Origin of the sequence: Acinetobacter sp. HY1485 (genome assembly GCF_027568475.1) — a bacterium.
GTDB lineage: Bacteria > Pseudomonadota > Gammaproteobacteria > Pseudomonadales > Moraxellaceae > Acinetobacter.
In genome coordinates this window covers 1-16,640 of sequence record NZ_JANKZG010000001.1, presented here as the reverse complement: position 1 = coordinate 16,640, position 16,640 = coordinate 1, and the positions used below count along the sequence as shown (strand labels likewise).

Below are 16,640 nucleotides of genomic sequence, written 5' to 3'. Positions count from 1 at the left end.
TATGTCTCGAACACAACGGTTACTTAGAAAACAAACCACAGCCATTACAGGGCAGACTTTAGCCACAGCATTGGGTATTAGTTTACGTACACTATATCGCGACATTGCCGAGCTACAAAGTCAGGGTGCAGATATTTTAGGTGAGGCAGGTACAGGTTATGTTTTACGACAAGATTTAGTGCTTGCACCACTTAAATTTACAGCAAATGAGTTAGAAGCTGTGATGCTTGGCATTCAATGGGTACAAAAACTCAATGATCCTGACTTAACTAAGTCCGCACAAAACGCATTACATAAAATTAAGGCTGTAACCAATACACCTACCACCTCTTTACGTGTGGGTCCTATTATGTATGCACAGCACAATGTAGATTTGCACAGTATCAGACAGGCCATTCGCCATAAAAAAGAAATATTGATTGAATATCTAAGCCTTAAAAACGAAAACTCCACACGTATGATTTGCCCTATTACTATTGGATATTTTGAAAAAAATGCCGTGTTAGTGGGTTGGTGTATACAAAAACAAGATTTTCGGCATTTTAGATTAGATCGGATTGCTCATCTCACTGTACTTAATAGCCAATTTCACGATCCGAAATCAGAACTTTTAAAACAATGGCAAACTACTGTCAGAAATTGTCAGTAGTCGCTTTTATACTGCGGTTTTTAAAGGAGATTGCCATGCAACCGATGACCGTATTTTATGTTCAAAATCCAATAAATTCTGCTATGTTTTACGCAGAGCTACTTAATGCCCAAATTTTAGAACAACAAACCACTTTTTGTTTATTGCTTGTAAATGGCGTTAAACTGGCTTTTTGGCAAGCCAATCAAGTACAACCTGTTGTCAATTTTGAAGGTGCAAATAGCGAATTTGCATTAAAGGTGGATAATACAAATCAAGTAGATGAGCTATTTAAAGCATGGCAATCACAATTTATCGTATTACAAACACCTACTCAGGTATTTGGTTACACATTTACTTTACAAGATTGCGATGGCATTCGAGTACGTGTCTACTCAATCTGAGTAATTTTCCAACTCCAACCATCGCGCGTTAAAATAAATGTCACAGGTAATTGATGTGTTGTTACCATAAATGTATTTAAACCCATATAGTGAGCTTGGTCTTTTCCATCGTGATGTTTTCCTATAAACATCAATGGATTAATTTTTGCTTGTTTTAAATCAACATATGTCAGTAGTTTTTGATAATCACGCTGCTCTACGGCGTTATGAATTTGATATAGCACCCAATAAGGTGAAGCAAACCAAGCTCCTATACCTAATAAAATAAGAATGATTAAGCCTCTGCGAGTTTTTTGCATAAATAATCTCTTGCGTGTTTTTTCAAAAAGACAGTCGGTACTTTTTTTAGTAAGTAAGTCTCTCGAATTGATGGACGTTTTTCATGCAATATCCTATGCCCACAAAACTTGATTACGATAAGCTTAAACATTCAAGTTAAGTTTTTCGCTTCAACCCAAAATGCTACCAAAACAAGAATCGCATTTTGAGTATTAAAAGGTACATCTTAGTTTACAAAGTTCCTTATATGGACAACGTAATAAAACATTGCATAATTTCGATTTCTATAGAAAAAAGGAAGATACTTTTTAAAGGATTTCAAAATCTATTCTTGCATGAATTTTTGCAACACTCACTATGCTTAGAAAACTTCCTAAAAACAAAAAAATCCGCCACAATAAATGAAAACACACTGAGATGATTTATGTTGGCATTTATTCGTTATCAATTTGCAGGTTTAGACGTACAAAAGTTTTTACAAGGGCAAGTGACTGTTCATGTAGAGCGTGTAACTACCTCTCAATATACTGCTATTTGCGATTTAAAAGGACGGATTGAGTTTGGTCTATGGCTAACTCGTCATTCTGCAGAACATTTTGAGATTGTGGTTACACAAGACCAAAGCGAAAACTTTGAAAAACATGTTAAAAAATATGGTGCGTTTTCTAAAATTAGTTTAACCGAAGCTACTCAGGTTTACCCAACGCTTCAAGATACAACCACCGTGTTTGATACACAACCCACAGATATACAAGCCTGGGAACAACAAGCAATTTTGCATGGACAAGCATGGATTACCGCAAACACGGCACATGTTTTTCAGCCACAAGAATTACGTTTACACCAGCGTCACGGTGTACATTACGACAAAGGCTGTTACTTGGGTCAAGAAATTGTGGCACGTTTATGGTTTAAAGCAAAACCAAAAAGTTGGTTGCACCTTGTTAACACACCTGTACCTGAGAATGTTGCGATCGTAAATGCTGTTAAAGACTATGCACTTGTTGTCGCTAAACCTGATGCATTACAAAACATGATCGAACTCCCTACACCACTCAATGAAGAGGTTGGGCGTCCAAAATAAAAGGAAATACAATGCAGGAATATCGTTCTATTTTATGGCTTGTTGCAATGGGCTTTTTTATGCAACAACTCGACAGCACGATTATCAATACTGCATTACCTAATATTGCCAAAAGTCTGCATGAAAACCCGCTGAATATGCAGTCTGTTATTGTGGCATATGTGCTTGCAATGGCTGTTACTATTCCCGCAAGTGGTTGGATTGCAGACAAATATGGTCTTCGAAAAACTTACTTTTTTGCGATTGTTCTATTTAGTGTTGCGTCAATTGGTTGTGCACTGTCCCAAAATTTAACACAACTCATTATTGCACGTGTATTTCAAGGCATAGGCGGGGCTCTACTACAACCCGTTGGACGTTTAACGCTTTTAAAAGTAATGCCTAAAACACAACTTTTGGCAGCTTTAAGTTTTGTAAGTATTCCCGGGCTGATTGGCCCACTCATTGGTCCAAGTTTAGGGGGATTATTAGTTGAATATACCAGTTGGCATTGGATTTTCTTGATGAATGTTCCGATTGGTATGATTGGGGCTTTTTTCACGCTCAAAATTTTGCCAGATTTAAAACTAGAACAGCTTAAACCGTTCGATTTTACAGGCTTTACATTTGTTGCAATCAGTATGGTGAGTTTACTGTTTGTACTTGATAACTTAGTAGATCAAACGCATTCGCAAGCCATCATGTTATTTATTTTTATTCTTGGTTTGTCGTCAGGTGTTGCTTACTGGTTACACTCTAGCCGTGTAGAGGATCCTTTATTTTCACCACATATTTTTAAAGTGAATAGTTTTAGTGTGGGTTTATTAGGTAATCTGTTTGCCCGTTTAGGCAATGCGGCAATTCCTTTTATCATTCCACTTATGCTACAAGTTGCTTTAGGTTTTAACCCAACTGTTGCAGGTTTGATGATCATTCCACTCGCTTTAGGTGCAATGCTCATTAAACGCTTTATTAGTCGTCTTATTCATGCCTTTGGATATAAAAAAGTATTAGTTGTTAATACATTACTTGTAGGATTAGGTATTGCAAGTTTTGCACTTATTTCTACGCATACACCTATGTGGTGGCAAGCTATTCATTTCTTTTTATTTGGATTGGTAAACTCCATTCAGTTTACAGCAATGAATACTGTTACCATTAAAGATTTAGACGTAGTAGATGCAGGCAGTGGCAACAGTTTGCTTTCTGTTACACAACAACTTGCGATGAGTATGGGTGTAGCAATGGCAAGTGCGGTACTTAATAATTTTACCCATCAGTACCAAATAATGACTGCTTTTCATTATACGTTCTTATGTCTAGGTGCTCTCACCATTTGCTCAAGTTTAATTTTTGCACAACTTAGAAAAAAAGCGACCTTATGAGGTCGCTCTTAGTTTAAAACTGCTTGGTTACACTTAAACCTGCGCTCCAATTACGCTTATCTGCAGGTTCGAAATAACGTCCATTTCCATCATTCACAATGACAGAACCAATATAATTTCGGTTAAATAAGTTATCTACACGCGCATACGTATTAAATGACCAATCACGTAAAGTGTAGGCATAACCTACATTTGCAGAAGTTACAGTATAACTTGGTGCTGCATCTGTATTGGCATCATTCACATACAGCCTATCCATATAACGTACATCTACACCACCGTACACGCCATTTTTCGGTTGCCATGCCAAACGTGCAAATGCTTGGTTTTTAGCAATACCGGGAATGTTTGTTCCCTTTTTAATATCACCACTATTGGCATCAAAAGTTGCGTCTAAGTAGCTATAACTTGCTTGTGCAACTAAGTCTTGCCATAACTTTTTATTCCAAGAAAACTCTACGCCTTCACGCAAGGTTTTATCTGCATTACGATAAGTTGCACGTCCATCTTTTGTACCTGCCGATACAATATCATTTTTGGTTTTACTTTGAAAAACAGCAAGCGTAAAGTTACCTAAATGGTTATCAGATTTTAAACCTGCTTCATAGTTATCACTGGTTGATGGATTAAGCTCGAAGTTAAAACCACCTTGACCATCTGTACGATATGCCATTTCAGTAAAGGTTGGTGTTTCAAAACCTTTTGCATAGCTTGCATAGGCAGTCAGTTGCGGAATAATTTGCCAACTTAACGCAGCAGATGGTAAAACTTTTTCATAGGTCTGTTTACCACTATCATCCCCATTACCTGTTGTAATGTAATGATCTTTAGATTTGTAATGCACGTTACTATAACGAACACCTGTATCTAAACGCCATGTTGGTAAAAACTGCCAAGATGCTTGTAAATATGGGTCGATGTTCCACAGCGTATTTTCTTCATTACGGCGTAAATTACCTTTTACCCCTAACGTGCTTCCACTAAAGTTTTCATACCCTTTACGGTCTTCGTCCATCGCATCTAAAGCAACACCAGCACTGAGTGTGGTATTAGGCAAAAGCTCTTTACCCGTCCAACGGAAATCTGCACCATAGTAAGTACGGCTAAAATCAATGACACCGCCGGCATGTTTTGGATTTTTTTGTACCGCGACAGGAATAGACTGATATTGCGTAATATCACGACTACCCACATAACCCATCGCATAAATTTCGTTATGGTCGTTAATTGGCTTGGTGAGTGTTGCCCCTGTTTGTAATTGGGTTAACTCTTTACGTGTGTTAAACGTATCAGCACTTGCAACAACCTGACGTGGATTTTGTTTCCACTGCTCGCGTGTTAAACCCATTGGATCATCAGCATTAATTTTAGTGTAATTTGTAATCCAATTAATTTTTGTGCCGTCGTCTAAATTCCATGTTAATTTGGCATTAGTTAAGACTTTATCAGCTTTACTATGATCACGATAACCATCACTATTTAAATAAGAACTGCTCACTACATAAGTAGGCTCATTCGAGCTCTTTGCACCACCTTGTAACACAATACCTGTATGGTTCGTATTATGACTACCACCACCATAATTCACCGTGACTGAATCACGTCCTGTACCTTCTTTAGAAGTAGTTAAAACTGCACCACCTGATGAATTACCATATAAAGATGAGAATGGCCCTGTCAGGACTTCAACATGATCTAAACTGTTCAAATCAATATTCGATGTTTGTCCTTGACCATCAGGCATGGTGGCAGGAATACCATCAACATAAATACGAATACCACGCACACCAAAAGTAGAACGCGCACCATAACCACGCATAGATAACTGTAAATCTTGTGCGTAGTTTAGGCGATTGTTGAGCTGTAAACTTGGAATACCTTGCACGACTTCGGTTAAGTTAACGCCAATATTATTTTGTTGTTTTGGTGCATCAATACGATAAATTGAAGCAGGTGTATTTTGATAAGTCGTATCGGTATGAGTTGCTTCTGCTGTAATTACAGGTAATACCGTTTCTTCAGCATACAAACTTTGGCATACACAAACGCTAAGTAATAAAAGTTGAAAACGCATTTTATTATAATTCCCTTACAAGAACACACATAATAACAGCAAAAAGCGCATGATATAATCATCTTTATTTCTTGTTCGCACGCTTATGCCTGAATTACCAGAAGTTGAAACTACCAAAACAAGCTTGTTACCTTTGATTGGTCAAACGGTTCAAAACGTTCATGTCCATAATGCAAGTTTACGATGGGCAATTCCAGAAGATGTCACTCGTTTAGTAGGACAAACACTTAACGCTTTAACACGGCGTTCTAAATATATTTTGGCAGAATTTAGCCAAGATACGATGCTTTGGCATTTAGGTATGTCGGGTAGTTTTAGAATTTGCGAACCTTCAGAACCATTAAAAAAGCATGATCATTTTATTCTTGGATTTTCAGAGCTTGAACTACGCTATCACGACCCGAGACGCTTTGGCTGTATTTTGTGGTTAAACGAAACCACGCAAACAAAACTATTAGATACGCTTGGCCCTGAACCACTTACTGATGCATTTAATGCAGAATACTTACAACAAAAACTTAAAAATAAAAAAGTTGCCGTTAAGGTTGCCCTAATGGATAACCATGTGGTGGTAGGTGTAGGCAATATTTATGCAACAGAAAGTTTATTTAACCTTGGTATTCATCCTGCACAGCCTGCCTGCGATTTAGACCTATCTATTCTTAAAAAACTGGTCATTGAAATTAAACGCATTTTAAAACAAGCCATTGAACTTGGTGGCTCCACACTACGTGACTATACTAATGCAAACGGGGAAAATGGCTATTTTCAGCAAACGCTCCTTGCTTATGGACGTGCAGGCGAAATGTGTATTAACTGCGAAACTCCGCTTGAAAATCTAAAACTTGGACAACGTGCAAGCGTATTTTGCCCACAATGTCAGCCACTTAAAAAGGTCACACCATGAGTACAGCTATCGTCCGTCATATCTTAGTAAAAGATATTGCTCAAGCAGAAGCACTTAAACAAAAACTTAAAAATGGTGCAGATTTTGCAAAACTTGCCAAGCAACATTCTATTTGTAATTCAGCAAATCGTGGTGGAGAATTAGGCGAAGTTAAAAAAGGACAACTTGTCCCTGTAATTGATAAACTTGTTTTTTCTGCCCCTGAAAAAGTCTTGCAAGGCCCAGTTAAAAGCAAATTTGGTTATCACCTACTTGAGGTTAAGTTTAGAATGGGATCATTACGCTAAAAAAAGGTCGCATCATGCGACCTTTTTCATTTTAACGGTTTTTAAGTTGATCACGGATTTCACGTAACAACTCAATATCTTCAGGTGTTTTAGCAGGTGCAGGTGCTGCTTCTTCTTTACGGCGTACTCGGTTAATGACTTTAACCATTAAAAATACGACCCACGCAAGAATAATAAAATTAATAAAGATGGTTAAGAAATTACCATAAGTGAGGACGTTAATCCCTGCTTTTTGTAATTCTGAAAGCGATTGTAAGTTATTTGGATTTTGACCAAGTACAACAAACTTTTGTGTAAAATCAACGCCACCGCCTGTAATTAGCGTAATAAGTGGCATGATGATGTCTTTTACTAAAGAATCGACAATCTTACTAAATGCGCCACCAATGATCACACCCACCGCTAGATCAATCATGTTGCCTTTAATTGCAAACTCTTTAAATTCTTTAACAATACTCATTGGTATTTCCTTTTTGTAATTTATTTATCAATATACTAGTTTATTTAAGTAAAAAAAAGCTATCACAAGGATAGCTTTTTTATTGAAAAGAACTTAGCGAACTTTGTTACGCTTACGCTCATTTTCAGTTAAGAATTTTTTACGCACACGGATAGATTTCGGTGTTACTTCAACTAATTCGTCATCTTCAATGAACTCTAATGCTTGTTCAAGTGTCATACGAATTGCAGGTGTTAACGTTAATGCTTCATCAGTACCTGATGCACGCATGTTTGTTAACTGTTTTGCTTTAGTTGGGTTTACTGTCATGTCGTCTGAACGAGAGTTAATACCCACGATCATACCTTCATACACTTCAAGCTGTGGCTCTGCAAATAAACGACCACGGTCTTGTAACGTGAATAAAGCAAACGCTAAACATGTACCGTTAACCATAGAGATTAACACACCGTTTTGACGTTTCGCTACAGCACCTTGCTTCGCAGGACCATAATGCGAGAAGCTTGACGTCATGATGCCTGAACCAGAAGTAATGGTTAAGAATTCAGAACGGAAACCAATCAAACCGCGTGATGGAACAGTCGCTTCGATACGCATACGACCTTTACCGTCAAGCTCCATGTTTGTCATTTCGCCTTTACGGTTACCCATTTGCTCCATGATCGCACCTTGATGTTGTTCTTCAACATCAAATGTTACGTTTTCATACGGCTCTTGGATTTCACCATCAACTTCTTTCATGATTACTTCTGGACGAGATACACCCATCTCAAAGCCTTCACGACGCATGTTTTCGATTAATACAGATAAGTGAAGCTCACCACGACCCGATACTTTGAAACGGTCTGGACTTTCAGTATCTTCAACACGTAACGCTACGTTATGAATAAGTTCACGGTCTAAACGTTCACGGATATTACGTGAAGTTACAAACTTACCTTCTTTACCTGCAAACGGTGAGTTGTTTACTTGGAATGTCATCGAAACTGTTGGTTCATCAACAGATAACGGCGGTAAAGCTTCTACATTTTTCGGATCACAAATCGTATCAGAAATGTTTAATGCATCAATACCTGTGATACATACGATGTCGCCTGCACCCGCAGATTCAACATCAACACGCTCTAAACCGTGGTAACCCATGATTTTTAAGATACGACCATTACGTGTCTTACCTTCTTTATCAATCACTGTTACAGGCGTATTTAACTTCACAGAACCACGCTGAATACGACCAACACCAATTACGCCCACAAAACTATTATAGTCAAGTGAAGAAATTTGCATTTGGAACGGACCTTCAGCATCAACTTTAGGTGGTTCAACAATATCAACGATTGTTTCAAATAATGGTGTCATGTCTGGTGCTAGGTCATCAGGCGTACGACCTGCAATACCATTTAAACCAGAAGCATATACAACAGGGAAATCTAACTGTTCGTCAGATGCACCTAGGTTATCAAATAAATCAAATACTTGATCCATTACCCAATCAGGACGCGCGCCCGGACGGTCAACTTTGTTTAAAACAACAATTGGTTTTAAACCACGTGCAAACGCTTTAGACGTTACAAAACGTGTTTGTGGCATAGGACCGTCTTGAGAATCTACAAGAAGTAATACGCAGTCAACCATCGACATTACACGTTCTACTTCACCACCAAAGTCGGCGTGTCCCGGGGTGTCCACGATGTTGATACGGTAAGTGGTATCAGTACGTTTGTCTAACCATGTAATTGCCGTATTTTTTGCAAGAATGGTAATACCACGCTCGCTCTCTAACGCGTTAGAGTCCATGACACGCTCAATCTCGCCTGCACGTTCGCCTAAAGCACCTGATTGTTGAAGAAGTTTATCAACCAAAGTTGTTTTACCATGGTCGACGTGCGCAATAATTGCAATATTGCGGAGATTTTTAATATCTGATGACATGAAATTCAATACGCCTAAAATTTGAGGGCAGATTATATAGAAAAAAGTGACTAATGAGTAGTCAGTCCGACTTCAGTGTCTGCTTTTTTTAAAAACAAAAAGATTTGTAAAGCAATGTAAGTCGATTAGAATACAAGCACCCTGCCAAATATCCGTATCCTTTTATGTCAGACACATCATCCGATTTAGTTCTTGCACTTAATGATCGACCGAAAGCAAGCGTTGCCCTATTTGCTGCTTTACAGCACTTGCTTGCCATTATTGTACCAATATTAACGCCAGGAATCCTCATTTGTGGCGCATTAAATGTACCAATTCACGAAACAACCATGATTTTATCCATGTCATTGGTCATATCGGGCATTGCGACCTTCTTACAATGTAAAAAAGTAGGTGCACTTGGTGCAGGTTTACTTATTGTTCAAGGCACCAGCTTTAACTTTATTGGACCAATTATGGCCATTGGTAGCATGATGATTGCCAATGGTACGCCTTATCAACACGTTATGAGTGCTATTTTTGGTGTGGTGATGGTAGGCGCATTTATTGAAATGGGCGTATCACGGATATTACCTTGGGTAAAAAAACTCATTACACCCTTGGTTACAGGCATTGTGGTACTTTTAATTGGACTGACGCTCATTAAAGAAGGGCTCATTAGCATGGGTGGCGGATATGGAGCAATGGCAGATGGTAGTTTTGCAAACACGCAACACCTTATTCTATCTTGCTCTGTATTAATTCTTATTATTTTGCTCAATCGTTCTAAAATTATTTGGGTTAAAAGTGCATCACTTTTGATTGCCTTAGTGTTTGGCTATATTTTGGCAGGTATTTTAGGTCAACTTAACTTCCAAGCATTTGAGCAAGCACCATTGGTTCAAATTCCAACACCTTTACATTTTGGGCTGTCTTTTGATTGGTCGTTGTTTATTCCTTTTGCTTTTATTTACTTAGTCACCTCTTTAGAAGCAATTGGCGATATTACCGCAACCAGTAAGGTCTCACATCAACCTGTAAGTGGTGATACATGGATGGAACGTATCAAAGGCGGTGTATTGGTCAATGGTGCAAACTCATTACTTGCAGGGCTTTTTAATACATTTCCAAGTTCAGTATTTGCCCAAAACAATGGTGTCATTCAACTGACAGGCGTGGCAAGTCGTTATATTGGCATATGGATTGCAGGACTTTTAATTCTTTTAGGCTTATTCCCTAAAGTGGCAGGTATTATTCAAGCTGTTCCACAAGCAGTATTAGGCGGTGCTGTCATGGTGATGTTTGGTGCTGTAGCAGCATCGGGCATTAATATTTTAGCCAGCATAAAACTAGACCGTCGTGCTTTACTTATTATTGCAATTTCTTTGGCACTGGGTTTAGGCATTGCTCAAGTGCCCGAATTTTTAAAACATATGCCCGAACTCATTCGTAATATTTTAGGCTCTGGCGTGGCAACAGGTGGCATTACTGCCCTCATTTTAAATATTGTATTGCCAGAGAATAACGAATAAAGTCTATTCCTCAATTTTTAGAGAACTCCCTATGGATCCACGAAGCGAAGTTGTCTTAAGACAAATAGAACATCTTCAAGGGCGTGTACTATTTATTAATGCACCTCATGATACTTTGCTCTCAGAATTAGGCACATCTATTCAAGGCTCAATTTGGACATGGAATTACGCAGACCATCAAGCGCAACAGCAAAATGGTGGTACATCATATTTTGATACTGCATTTCCTTCAGATCAGTTTGATCAAGTAGTGATTTTTGTTCCAAAATCTAAAGAATTATTGGCTTACGTACTATACGAAGTTGCAAGTCATCTACCTCAACAAGCTGACATTTTTTTGGTCGGTGAAAAAAAAGGGGGGATAGAACGCGCAGCAAAACAATTACAAAGCTATGGTAAAACACTGAAACTTGATAGTGCACGTCATTGCCAAATGTGGCATACACGCTTAAATGTGGTTGTTTCTCCTAAACCACTTCAAGATTGGGTAAAAACCTATACCGTATCAGATATTACAGTATGTGCTTTACCAGGTGTTTTTAGTCAAAATCATTTAGATATTGGAACAGCCGTACTTCTACCTTACCTTACACAAGTAAAATCGGGTACACTTGCCGACTTTGGTTGTGGTGCAGGCATTATTAGCTGCTATTTAGCAAAGCTTAACTCACAAAATACCATTTATGCACTTGATGTAGATGCATTTGCACTTAAATCTACAGAGCTGACGTTTGCACAAAACCAAGTTTCACATCAACTTAAACTATGTGCAGTCACAGGCATTCAAGATGCACCCCAAAATTTAAACGCTATCATTAGCAATCCACCGTTTCATCAAGGTATTCACACACATTACGATGTCAGTGAAACACTATGCAAACAAGCCAAAACGCATTTAAAAACATCAGGCGAATTGTGGATTGTCGCGAATCGTTTTCTCAATTATTCAAGTTTAATCGAACAGCAATTCGGTCAATGTACCGTAAAAGCTGATCAACAAGGTTTTAAGGTGCTACATGCCTGCGCAAAATAGCGAAGAAAAGAATTTACAACGAGAGCTCGGTGCTCGCCATCTTAATATGATTGCCATTGGCGGTTGTATTGGTACGGGGCTATTTTTGGCTTCTGGTTCAACCATTGCCAGTGCAGGACCGGGCGGTGCGTTACTTGCCTATGCCCTCATTGGCATCATGATTTACTTTTTGATGACCAGTTTAGGTGAGCTTGCAACACATAATCCAACATCAGGTGCTTTTTTTAGTTATGGCACCAAATATGTCGAAGAAGGTTTTGGTTTTGCACTCGGTTGGAACTACTGGTACAACTGGGCAATTACGGTGGCATTTGAGCTTGTTGCTGTTCAGTTTATTATGAAATTTTGGTTTCCAGATATTCCAAGCGTTATTTGGAGTGCTGCTTTTCTTGCCATTATTTTTGCAATTAACTCTTGCTCAGTAAAGGGATTTGGTGAAAGTGAATTTTTATTTTCACTCATCAAAGTGACCGCCATTGTTATCTTTATTTGTTTGGGCTTATTCATGATTGCAAAGATTATGATGCAAGAACCAAGCGCAGTGTTAAATAATTGGCACTATAAAGATGCCCCTTTTGCAGGTGGTCTACAAGCCATGATTGGCGTTGCCATGATTGCAGGATTCTCATTTCAGGGCACAGAAATGGTGGGCGTTGCAGCAGGCGAATCTAAAAATCCAGAAAAAACGATTCCATTGGCAATTAAACAAATTTTTTGGCGTATTTTACTGTTTTATGTGCTGTGTATTTTCATTATTGGTACCCTGATTACCTATGATGACCCAATGCTTTTACAAGCAGCAGCAGACAATAACGTTGCACTTTCTCCATTTACCTTATTATATGAAAAAGCTGGACTTGCATTTGCAGCAGGCTTAATGAATGCCGTTATTTTAACTGCAGTGTTATCTGCGGGTAACTCAGGCATGTATTCATCAACTCGTATGTTATGGAACATGGCAAAAGAAGGACGTGCCCCAAAATCATTTGCTAAATTGAATAAACGTGGCGTACCAATGAATGCATTGATTGCCACGACAGTTGTTGCCGCACTGTGCTTACTTACCTACTTTGTCAGCGAAAAAGAAGTTTATTTTTGGCTACTCAATATGTCAGGTATGTGTGGATTTATTGTTTGGCTAGGCATTGCAATTTCACATTATCGTTTCCGTAAAGGCTACGTCGCACAAGGTTATCAAGTTAAAGATTTATCTTACCGTGCTAAATTATTTCCATTTGGACCACTGTTTGCTTTTGCACTTTGCCTTGTCATTACGTTAGGTCAAAACTATCAGGCATTTGTAGGCGATCATATTGATTGGAAAGGAATTTTATCCACTTACATTACCATCCCTGTGTTTTTAATTGTTTGGTTAACTTACAAGATTAAGCACAAAACAAAATTGGTACCATACGACAAAATGGACGTACAACCACTCAAAAAAACTTGATTTTTTAGAAAATCACGTTAAACTGCGTCAAAATTTACCCATTTTGACTTAAAGGAGGACATCATGCCATTACAATTAAATACAATCTAAATTTGGCACGATGTCAGCTCACGGACACGTGTCAGTGTCCGAATGCTTACAAAACCTAGCATTTGCTAGGTTTTTTTTGTTTGGACAAAATAAAAACTAAACCAAAGAGAGCAAAATGAGCATACAACTCACCCTAAATAATGGTGGTGTACCTGTTAAAATTTACACCACAGACATTGATTCAGACAGCATGACGCAACTGAATAAAATGTCACAGTTACAATTTATTCACTCACATATTGCAGTAATGCCAGACGTACACGTTGGTAAAGGCGCAACAGTTGGCAGTGTCATTCCAACTAAAAATGCCATTATTCCTGCTGCGGTGGGCGTTGATATTGGCTGTGGTATGAACGCATTACGTTTAAGTTTAAAATCAAGTCAACTACCTGATAATTTAAGTGCATTACGCAATGCCATAGAACGAAAAGTGCCAGTTGGCTTTGAAATGCACAAACAAATCCGTGCTAAAGCTTCTACGCTTACACCATTAGAAAAACGCTTAAATGTCATTATAACGAAACATCCCGGTCTTAAAAGAATGCTTCGTCATTTTGATATCACATGGGCAAAACAGTTAGGTACGCTTGGCGGTGGCAATCACTTTATCGAACTTTGCCTTGATGAGAATCAAGATGTTTGGATTATGTTACATTCTGGTAGCCGTGGTTTGGGTAATGCGATTGGCACCTACTTTATTGAACGTGCCAAAAAAGAAGCACAACACCGCTTTGGACATGTACCCGATAAAGATTTGTCTTACTTTGCGCAAGGCTCTGAAAGTTTTAATGATTATGTAGAAGCCGTAGAATGGGCACAAGAATACGCTTACGAGAACCGTCGTGAAATGATGCGACTTATTTTAGAAGCTATTCGTCCACTTTTACCTAGTTTTCAAATGACAAAAGAAGCAATCAATTGTCATCATAACTACGTACAAAAAGAACACCATTTTGGCGAAGACGTCTTTGTAACACGTAAAGGTGCCATTCGTGCTGGTTTAGATGAATACGGTATTATTCCCGGTTCAATGGGTGCTAAATCTTTTATTGTCAAAGGTAAAGGAAATCCTGACTCTTTATGCTCTTGCTCACACGGAGCAGGACGTAAAATGAGCCGTAGTAAAGCTAAAAATTTATTCTCTCAACAAGACCTAATTGCACAAACGCAAGGTATCGAATGCCGTAAAGACAAAGGTGTTGTTGATGAAATTCCATCGGCTTATAAAGATATTGATGAGGTGATGCGTAATCAAACTGATTTAATTGAAGTTGTTCATACGTTAAAACAAGTGATGTGTATTAAAGGATAATTTATGAAACTTAAAAAACTACCAAAAGTTAAGGCACGTAATCATGTGGCGCTTTCACCCCTTATGCAAAAAGGTGGAATACATGAAACAGAAAAACCGAAAGCACAACATCGTCGTGATCGTAAACAAAGTAAGCAAATGCTTAAACATCTAGGAATTTAAATCATGAATACTTTAGGAGCAAAAAGCCTGACGAAACCGTCAGGTTTTTTTTTATTAACCACGAATAAAATTTAACAAGGCTTGATTTACCTCATCCTTATGCGTAGAACATAAACCATGTGGTGCACCCGCAATACGGACTTCTTGTGCTTGTGGTAGTAAATTTACAGCAACCTGACTACATACCTCAGGTGGCACAATCTCATCTGCATCACCATAAAGTACTAAGACCGGCACACCTATTGTTTTTAAATCTTCACGCAAATCTGTTTCTGAAAATGCCGCAATACATTCGTATTGTGCTTTAATTGAACCTGCCATCGCTTGATTATAAAAACTCTGACATAGCCCTTCTGAGGTCTTATTCAGTAACTTATCAAAACCAAAAAACTTTTTAGAGAACGTAAGATAGAAATCTGCACGATTTACCAAAACTTGCTCTCGCATATCATCAAATACTTTTTTTGGTACACCATTTGGATGATCTTCTCGCTCAATCATCAACGGAGTTACGGAGGCAATAAGTACCAATTTGGCAACTTTAGACGAGCCATATTTTTTTAAATAGCGTGTAACAACTGCCCCACCTGTAGAATGTCCGACAAGTACAATATTCTCTAAATTTAAATGCTCAATAAATTGATGTAAATCCTCGGCATATTGGTCAATATAATGCCCATTCCAAGTTTGCTCAGAACGCCCATGCCCACGCCGATCAAACCCTAAAGTTCGATAGCCTTGATTTGCTAAAAAGAGCATTTGGTCTTCAAATGCATCAATTGAGAGTGGCCACCCATGAGAAAAAACTATAGGTTGTCCCTCTCCCCAATCTTTATAAAAAAGTTGCTCATCTTTACTTGTTTTAAAATACATATTTTTATTCCTAAAAAAGGACGCTTGAAGCGTCCTTTTTAATTTATTGGGGAATACGTAGAACCTGTCCTGGAAAGATAGAATTTGCATCTTTCAGCATAGGCGTATTTGCCTCAAAAATTTTATTATATTGGTTTGAATCACCATATACTTCTTTTGAAATTTTTGAAAGTGTATCACCAGATTTTACGGTATAAAATTGACTCTGTTCTTGTTGCTGCTCTTGTTGCGCTACTGTAAGTTGATCATCTACCTGTGCAACGTGGTCAATATTACCTACAGCAATTACGATTTTTTCTTTATCTGCTTGAGTTTGTACCTGACCTTTTACAACTGCTGTATCTGTTGTGCTGTTATAAGATACAGAAAGGCTTTCTACAGGAATACCCAAACTTTGAATATGTGCTAATAGCTGATTAGCAATTTCTTGTGCAGTTGGTTCTGATGGATTTACTGCAGGTTGCGCTGGTTTAGCTTCGTTTTTTTTACCAATACCTTTAATAAAATCAAAAAGACCCATATTCAACTCCTGTTATTAATTATTTAAAATATAATAAGTTATAATTAATATAACAAAGAAAAAGATTACATTTGAGCCGTAATAAGTAAAATTATGTAAGCAAAAAAATAGCACCCCTTAGGATGCTATCTTTTTTTAATCTGTCTTATTGGTTTGGCTGTGCAAGCACTGTACGGCTACCTGTAATTGTAGCAAATACACGACGGTTCATCGCACGACCTTCTTTTGTGCTGTTATCAGCAATCGGTTGATCCCATGCAAAACCTTGTG

At 38.1% G+C, this 16,640-nt stretch carries 17 protein-coding genes and 1 pseudogene; 11 read left to right on the top strand and 7 right to left on the bottom strand.

What is annotated here, in order from left to right:
* Window position 1: 1 nt before the first annotated feature.
* Window positions 2–649, top strand: a complete 648-nt coding sequence (locus tag PCI70_RS00090) for a helix-turn-helix transcriptional regulator (protein ID WP_269913325.1) — start codon at window positions 2–4, stop codon at window positions 647–649.
* 35 nt (window positions 650–684) lie between these two features.
* Entirely contained in the window at window positions 685–1,032 is a 348-nt protein-coding gene (locus PCI70_RS00085) for a VOC family protein (protein WP_269913324.1), read from the top strand.
* Here PCI70_RS00085 and PCI70_RS00080 read toward each other — a convergent pair.
* Window positions 1,020–1,331 (bottom strand): DUF2939 domain-containing protein, encoded by a 312-nt coding sequence (locus PCI70_RS00080; protein ID WP_269913323.1) that lies wholly within the window; start codon window positions 1,329–1,331, stop codon window positions 1,020–1,022. The two genes, PCI70_RS00085 and PCI70_RS00080, sit on opposite strands and share 13 nt — an antisense overlap.
* 404 nt (window positions 1,332–1,735) lie before the next feature.
* Here PCI70_RS00080 and ygfZ point away from each other — a divergent pair, with 404 nt between their 5' ends.
* Entirely contained in the window at window positions 1,736–2,395 is a 660-nt protein-coding gene (gene ygfZ / locus PCI70_RS00075; protein WP_269913322.1) for a CAF17-like 4Fe-4S cluster assembly/insertion protein YgfZ, read from the top strand.
* An 11-nt stretch (window positions 2,396–2,406) separates the two neighbouring features.
* Entirely contained in the window at window positions 2,407–3,759 is a 1,353-nt protein-coding gene (mdtD, locus tag PCI70_RS00070; RefSeq protein WP_269913321.1) for a multidrug transporter subunit MdtD, read from the top strand.
* 13 nt (window positions 3,760–3,772) lie between these two features.
* On the opposite strand, the gene PCI70_RS00065 is transcribed toward mdtD, so the two are convergent.
* Complete coding sequence (locus PCI70_RS00065) at window positions 3,773–5,833, bottom strand: TonB-dependent receptor (protein ID WP_269913320.1); 2,061 nt, start codon at window positions 5,831–5,833, stop codon at window positions 3,773–3,775.
* 85 nt (window positions 5,834–5,918) lie between these two features.
* On the opposite strand from PCI70_RS00065, the gene mutM reads away from it, so the two are divergent.
* Together mutM and PCI70_RS00055 are read left to right on the top strand one after the other, a co-directional pair.
* Window positions 5,919–6,740, top strand: coding sequence for a bifunctional DNA-formamidopyrimidine glycosylase/DNA-(apurinic or apyrimidinic site) lyase (gene mutM, locus PCI70_RS00060; protein WP_269913319.1), 822 nt, complete (start codon window positions 5,919–5,921; stop codon window positions 6,738–6,740).
* Window positions 6,737–7,027 carry a peptidylprolyl isomerase gene (locus PCI70_RS00055; protein WP_269913318.1) on the top strand — a complete coding sequence of 97 codons (291 nt, stop codon included), beginning with the start codon at window positions 6,737–6,739 and terminating at the stop codon, window positions 7,025–7,027. The genes mutM and PCI70_RS00055 overlap by 4 nt, the downstream gene beginning before the upstream one ends.
* 31 nt (window positions 7,028–7,058) lie before the next feature.
* Here PCI70_RS00055 and mscL read toward each other — a convergent pair whose 3' ends face one another.
* Both mscL and typA read right to left on the bottom strand, forming a co-directional pair.
* The gene (gene mscL, locus PCI70_RS00050; RefSeq protein WP_269913317.1) at window positions 7,059–7,487 is read right to left on the bottom strand and encodes a large conductance mechanosensitive channel protein MscL; all 429 of its coding nucleotides are present in this window, start codon (window positions 7,485–7,487) and stop codon (window positions 7,059–7,061) included.
* 93 nt (window positions 7,488–7,580) lie between these two features.
* Entirely contained in the window at window positions 7,581–9,419 is a 1,839-nt protein-coding gene (gene typA, locus PCI70_RS00045) for a translational GTPase TypA (protein WP_269913316.1), read from the bottom strand.
* Window positions 9,420–9,583: 164 nt separating this feature from the next.
* Between typA and PCI70_RS00040 the strand changes: the two genes are divergently transcribed.
* The 5 genes from PCI70_RS00040 to PCI70_RS00020 all read left to right on the top strand — a co-directional run bounded on the left by PCI70_RS00040 (window position 9,584) and on the right by PCI70_RS00020 (window position 14,977).
* Entirely contained in the window at window positions 9,584–10,930 is a 1,347-nt protein-coding gene (locus tag PCI70_RS00040) for a nucleobase:cation symporter-2 family protein (protein WP_269913315.1), read from the top strand.
* A 31-nt stretch (window positions 10,931–10,961) separates the two neighbouring features.
* On the top strand, window positions 10,962–11,963 hold the full coding sequence (locus PCI70_RS00035; protein WP_269913314.1) for a class I SAM-dependent methyltransferase: 1,002 nt from the start codon (window positions 10,962–10,964) through the stop codon (window positions 11,961–11,963).
* Window positions 11,947–13,413 carry an amino acid permease gene (locus PCI70_RS00030; RefSeq protein WP_269913313.1) on the top strand — a complete coding sequence of 489 codons (1,467 nt, stop codon included), beginning with the start codon at window positions 11,947–11,949 and terminating at the stop codon, window positions 13,411–13,413. The genes PCI70_RS00035 and PCI70_RS00030 overlap by 17 nt, the downstream gene beginning before the upstream one ends.
* Window positions 13,414–13,618: 205 nt before the next feature.
* The gene (locus tag PCI70_RS00025) at window positions 13,619–14,815 is read left to right on the top strand and encodes an RtcB family protein (protein WP_269913312.1); all 1,197 of its coding nucleotides are present in this window, start codon (window positions 13,619–13,621) and stop codon (window positions 14,813–14,815) included.
* A gap of 3 nt (window positions 14,816–14,818) precedes the next feature.
* Window positions 14,819–14,977 carry a hypothetical protein gene (locus PCI70_RS00020; protein WP_269913311.1) on the top strand — a complete coding sequence of 53 codons (159 nt, stop codon included), beginning with the start codon at window positions 14,819–14,821 and terminating at the stop codon, window positions 14,975–14,977.
* 54 nt (window positions 14,978–15,031) lie between these two features.
* On the opposite strand, the gene PCI70_RS00015 is transcribed toward PCI70_RS00020, so the two are convergent.
* From PCI70_RS00015 to PCI70_RS00005, 3 genes and pseudogenes are all read right to left on the bottom strand, one after another.
* Window positions 15,032–15,850, bottom strand: coding sequence for an alpha/beta fold hydrolase (locus tag PCI70_RS00015; protein WP_269913310.1), 819 nt, complete (start codon window positions 15,848–15,850; stop codon window positions 15,032–15,034).
* Between the two features lie 43 nt (window positions 15,851–15,893).
* Window positions 15,894–16,370, bottom strand: coding sequence for a peptidoglycan-binding protein LysM (lysM, locus tag PCI70_RS00010; RefSeq protein WP_269913309.1), 477 nt, complete (start codon window positions 16,368–16,370; stop codon window positions 15,894–15,896).
* A 145-nt stretch (window positions 16,371–16,515) separates the two neighbouring features.
* Window positions 16,516–16,640 (bottom strand): annotated as a pseudogene (locus PCI70_RS00005) (OmpA family protein); the annotation flags it as partial.

Bases quoted from the DNA above. Each gene is read 5' to 3' on its own strand.
- PCI70_RS00025 (WP_269913312.1), top strand. From the start codon at position 13,619: ATGAGCATACAACTCACCCTAAATAATGGTGGTGTACCTGTTAAAATT.
- PCI70_RS00020 (WP_269913311.1), top strand. From the start codon at position 14,819: ATGAAACTTAAAAAACTACCAAAAGTTAAGGCACGTAATCATGTGGCG.
- typA (WP_269913316.1), bottom strand. From the start codon at position 9,419: ATGTCATCAGATATTAAAAATCTCCGCAATATTGCAATTATTGCGCAC.
- ygfZ (WP_269913322.1), top strand. From the start codon at position 1,736: ATGTTGGCATTTATTCGTTATCAATTTGCAGGTTTAGACGTACAAAAG.
- PCI70_RS00085 (WP_269913324.1), top strand. From the start codon at position 685: ATGCAACCGATGACCGTATTTTATGTTCAAAATCCAATAAATTCTGCT.
- mutM (WP_269913319.1), top strand. From the start codon at position 5,919: ATGCCTGAATTACCAGAAGTTGAAACTACCAAAACAAGCTTGTTACCT.
- PCI70_RS00035 (WP_269913314.1), top strand. From the start codon at position 10,962: ATGGATCCACGAAGCGAAGTTGTCTTAAGACAAATAGAACATCTTCAA.
- PCI70_RS00090 (WP_269913325.1), top strand. From the start codon at position 2: ATGTCTCGAACACAACGGTTACTTAGAAAACAAACCACAGCCATTACA.
- PCI70_RS00065 (WP_269913320.1), bottom strand. From the start codon at position 5,833: ATGCGTTTTCAACTTTTATTACTTAGCGTTTGTGTATGCCAAAGTTTG.
- PCI70_RS00030 (WP_269913313.1), top strand. From the start codon at position 11,947: ATGCCTGCGCAAAATAGCGAAGAAAAGAATTTACAACGAGAGCTCGGT.
- lysM (WP_269913309.1), bottom strand. From the start codon at position 16,370: ATGGGTCTTTTTGATTTTATTAAAGGTATTGGTAAAAAAAACGAAGCT.
- PCI70_RS00040 (WP_269913315.1), top strand. From the start codon at position 9,584: ATGTCAGACACATCATCCGATTTAGTTCTTGCACTTAATGATCGACCG.
- PCI70_RS00015 (WP_269913310.1), bottom strand. From the start codon at position 15,850: ATGTATTTTAAAACAAGTAAAGATGAGCAACTTTTTTATAAAGATTGG.
- mscL (WP_269913317.1), bottom strand. From the start codon at position 7,487: ATGAGTATTGTTAAAGAATTTAAAGAGTTTGCAATTAAAGGCAACATG.
- PCI70_RS00055 (WP_269913318.1), top strand. From the start codon at position 6,737: ATGAGTACAGCTATCGTCCGTCATATCTTAGTAAAAGATATTGCTCAA.
- mdtD (WP_269913321.1), top strand. From the start codon at position 2,407: ATGCAGGAATATCGTTCTATTTTATGGCTTGTTGCAATGGGCTTTTTT.
- PCI70_RS00080 (WP_269913323.1), bottom strand. From the start codon at position 1,331: ATGCAAAAAACTCGCAGAGGCTTAATCATTCTTATTTTATTAGGTATA.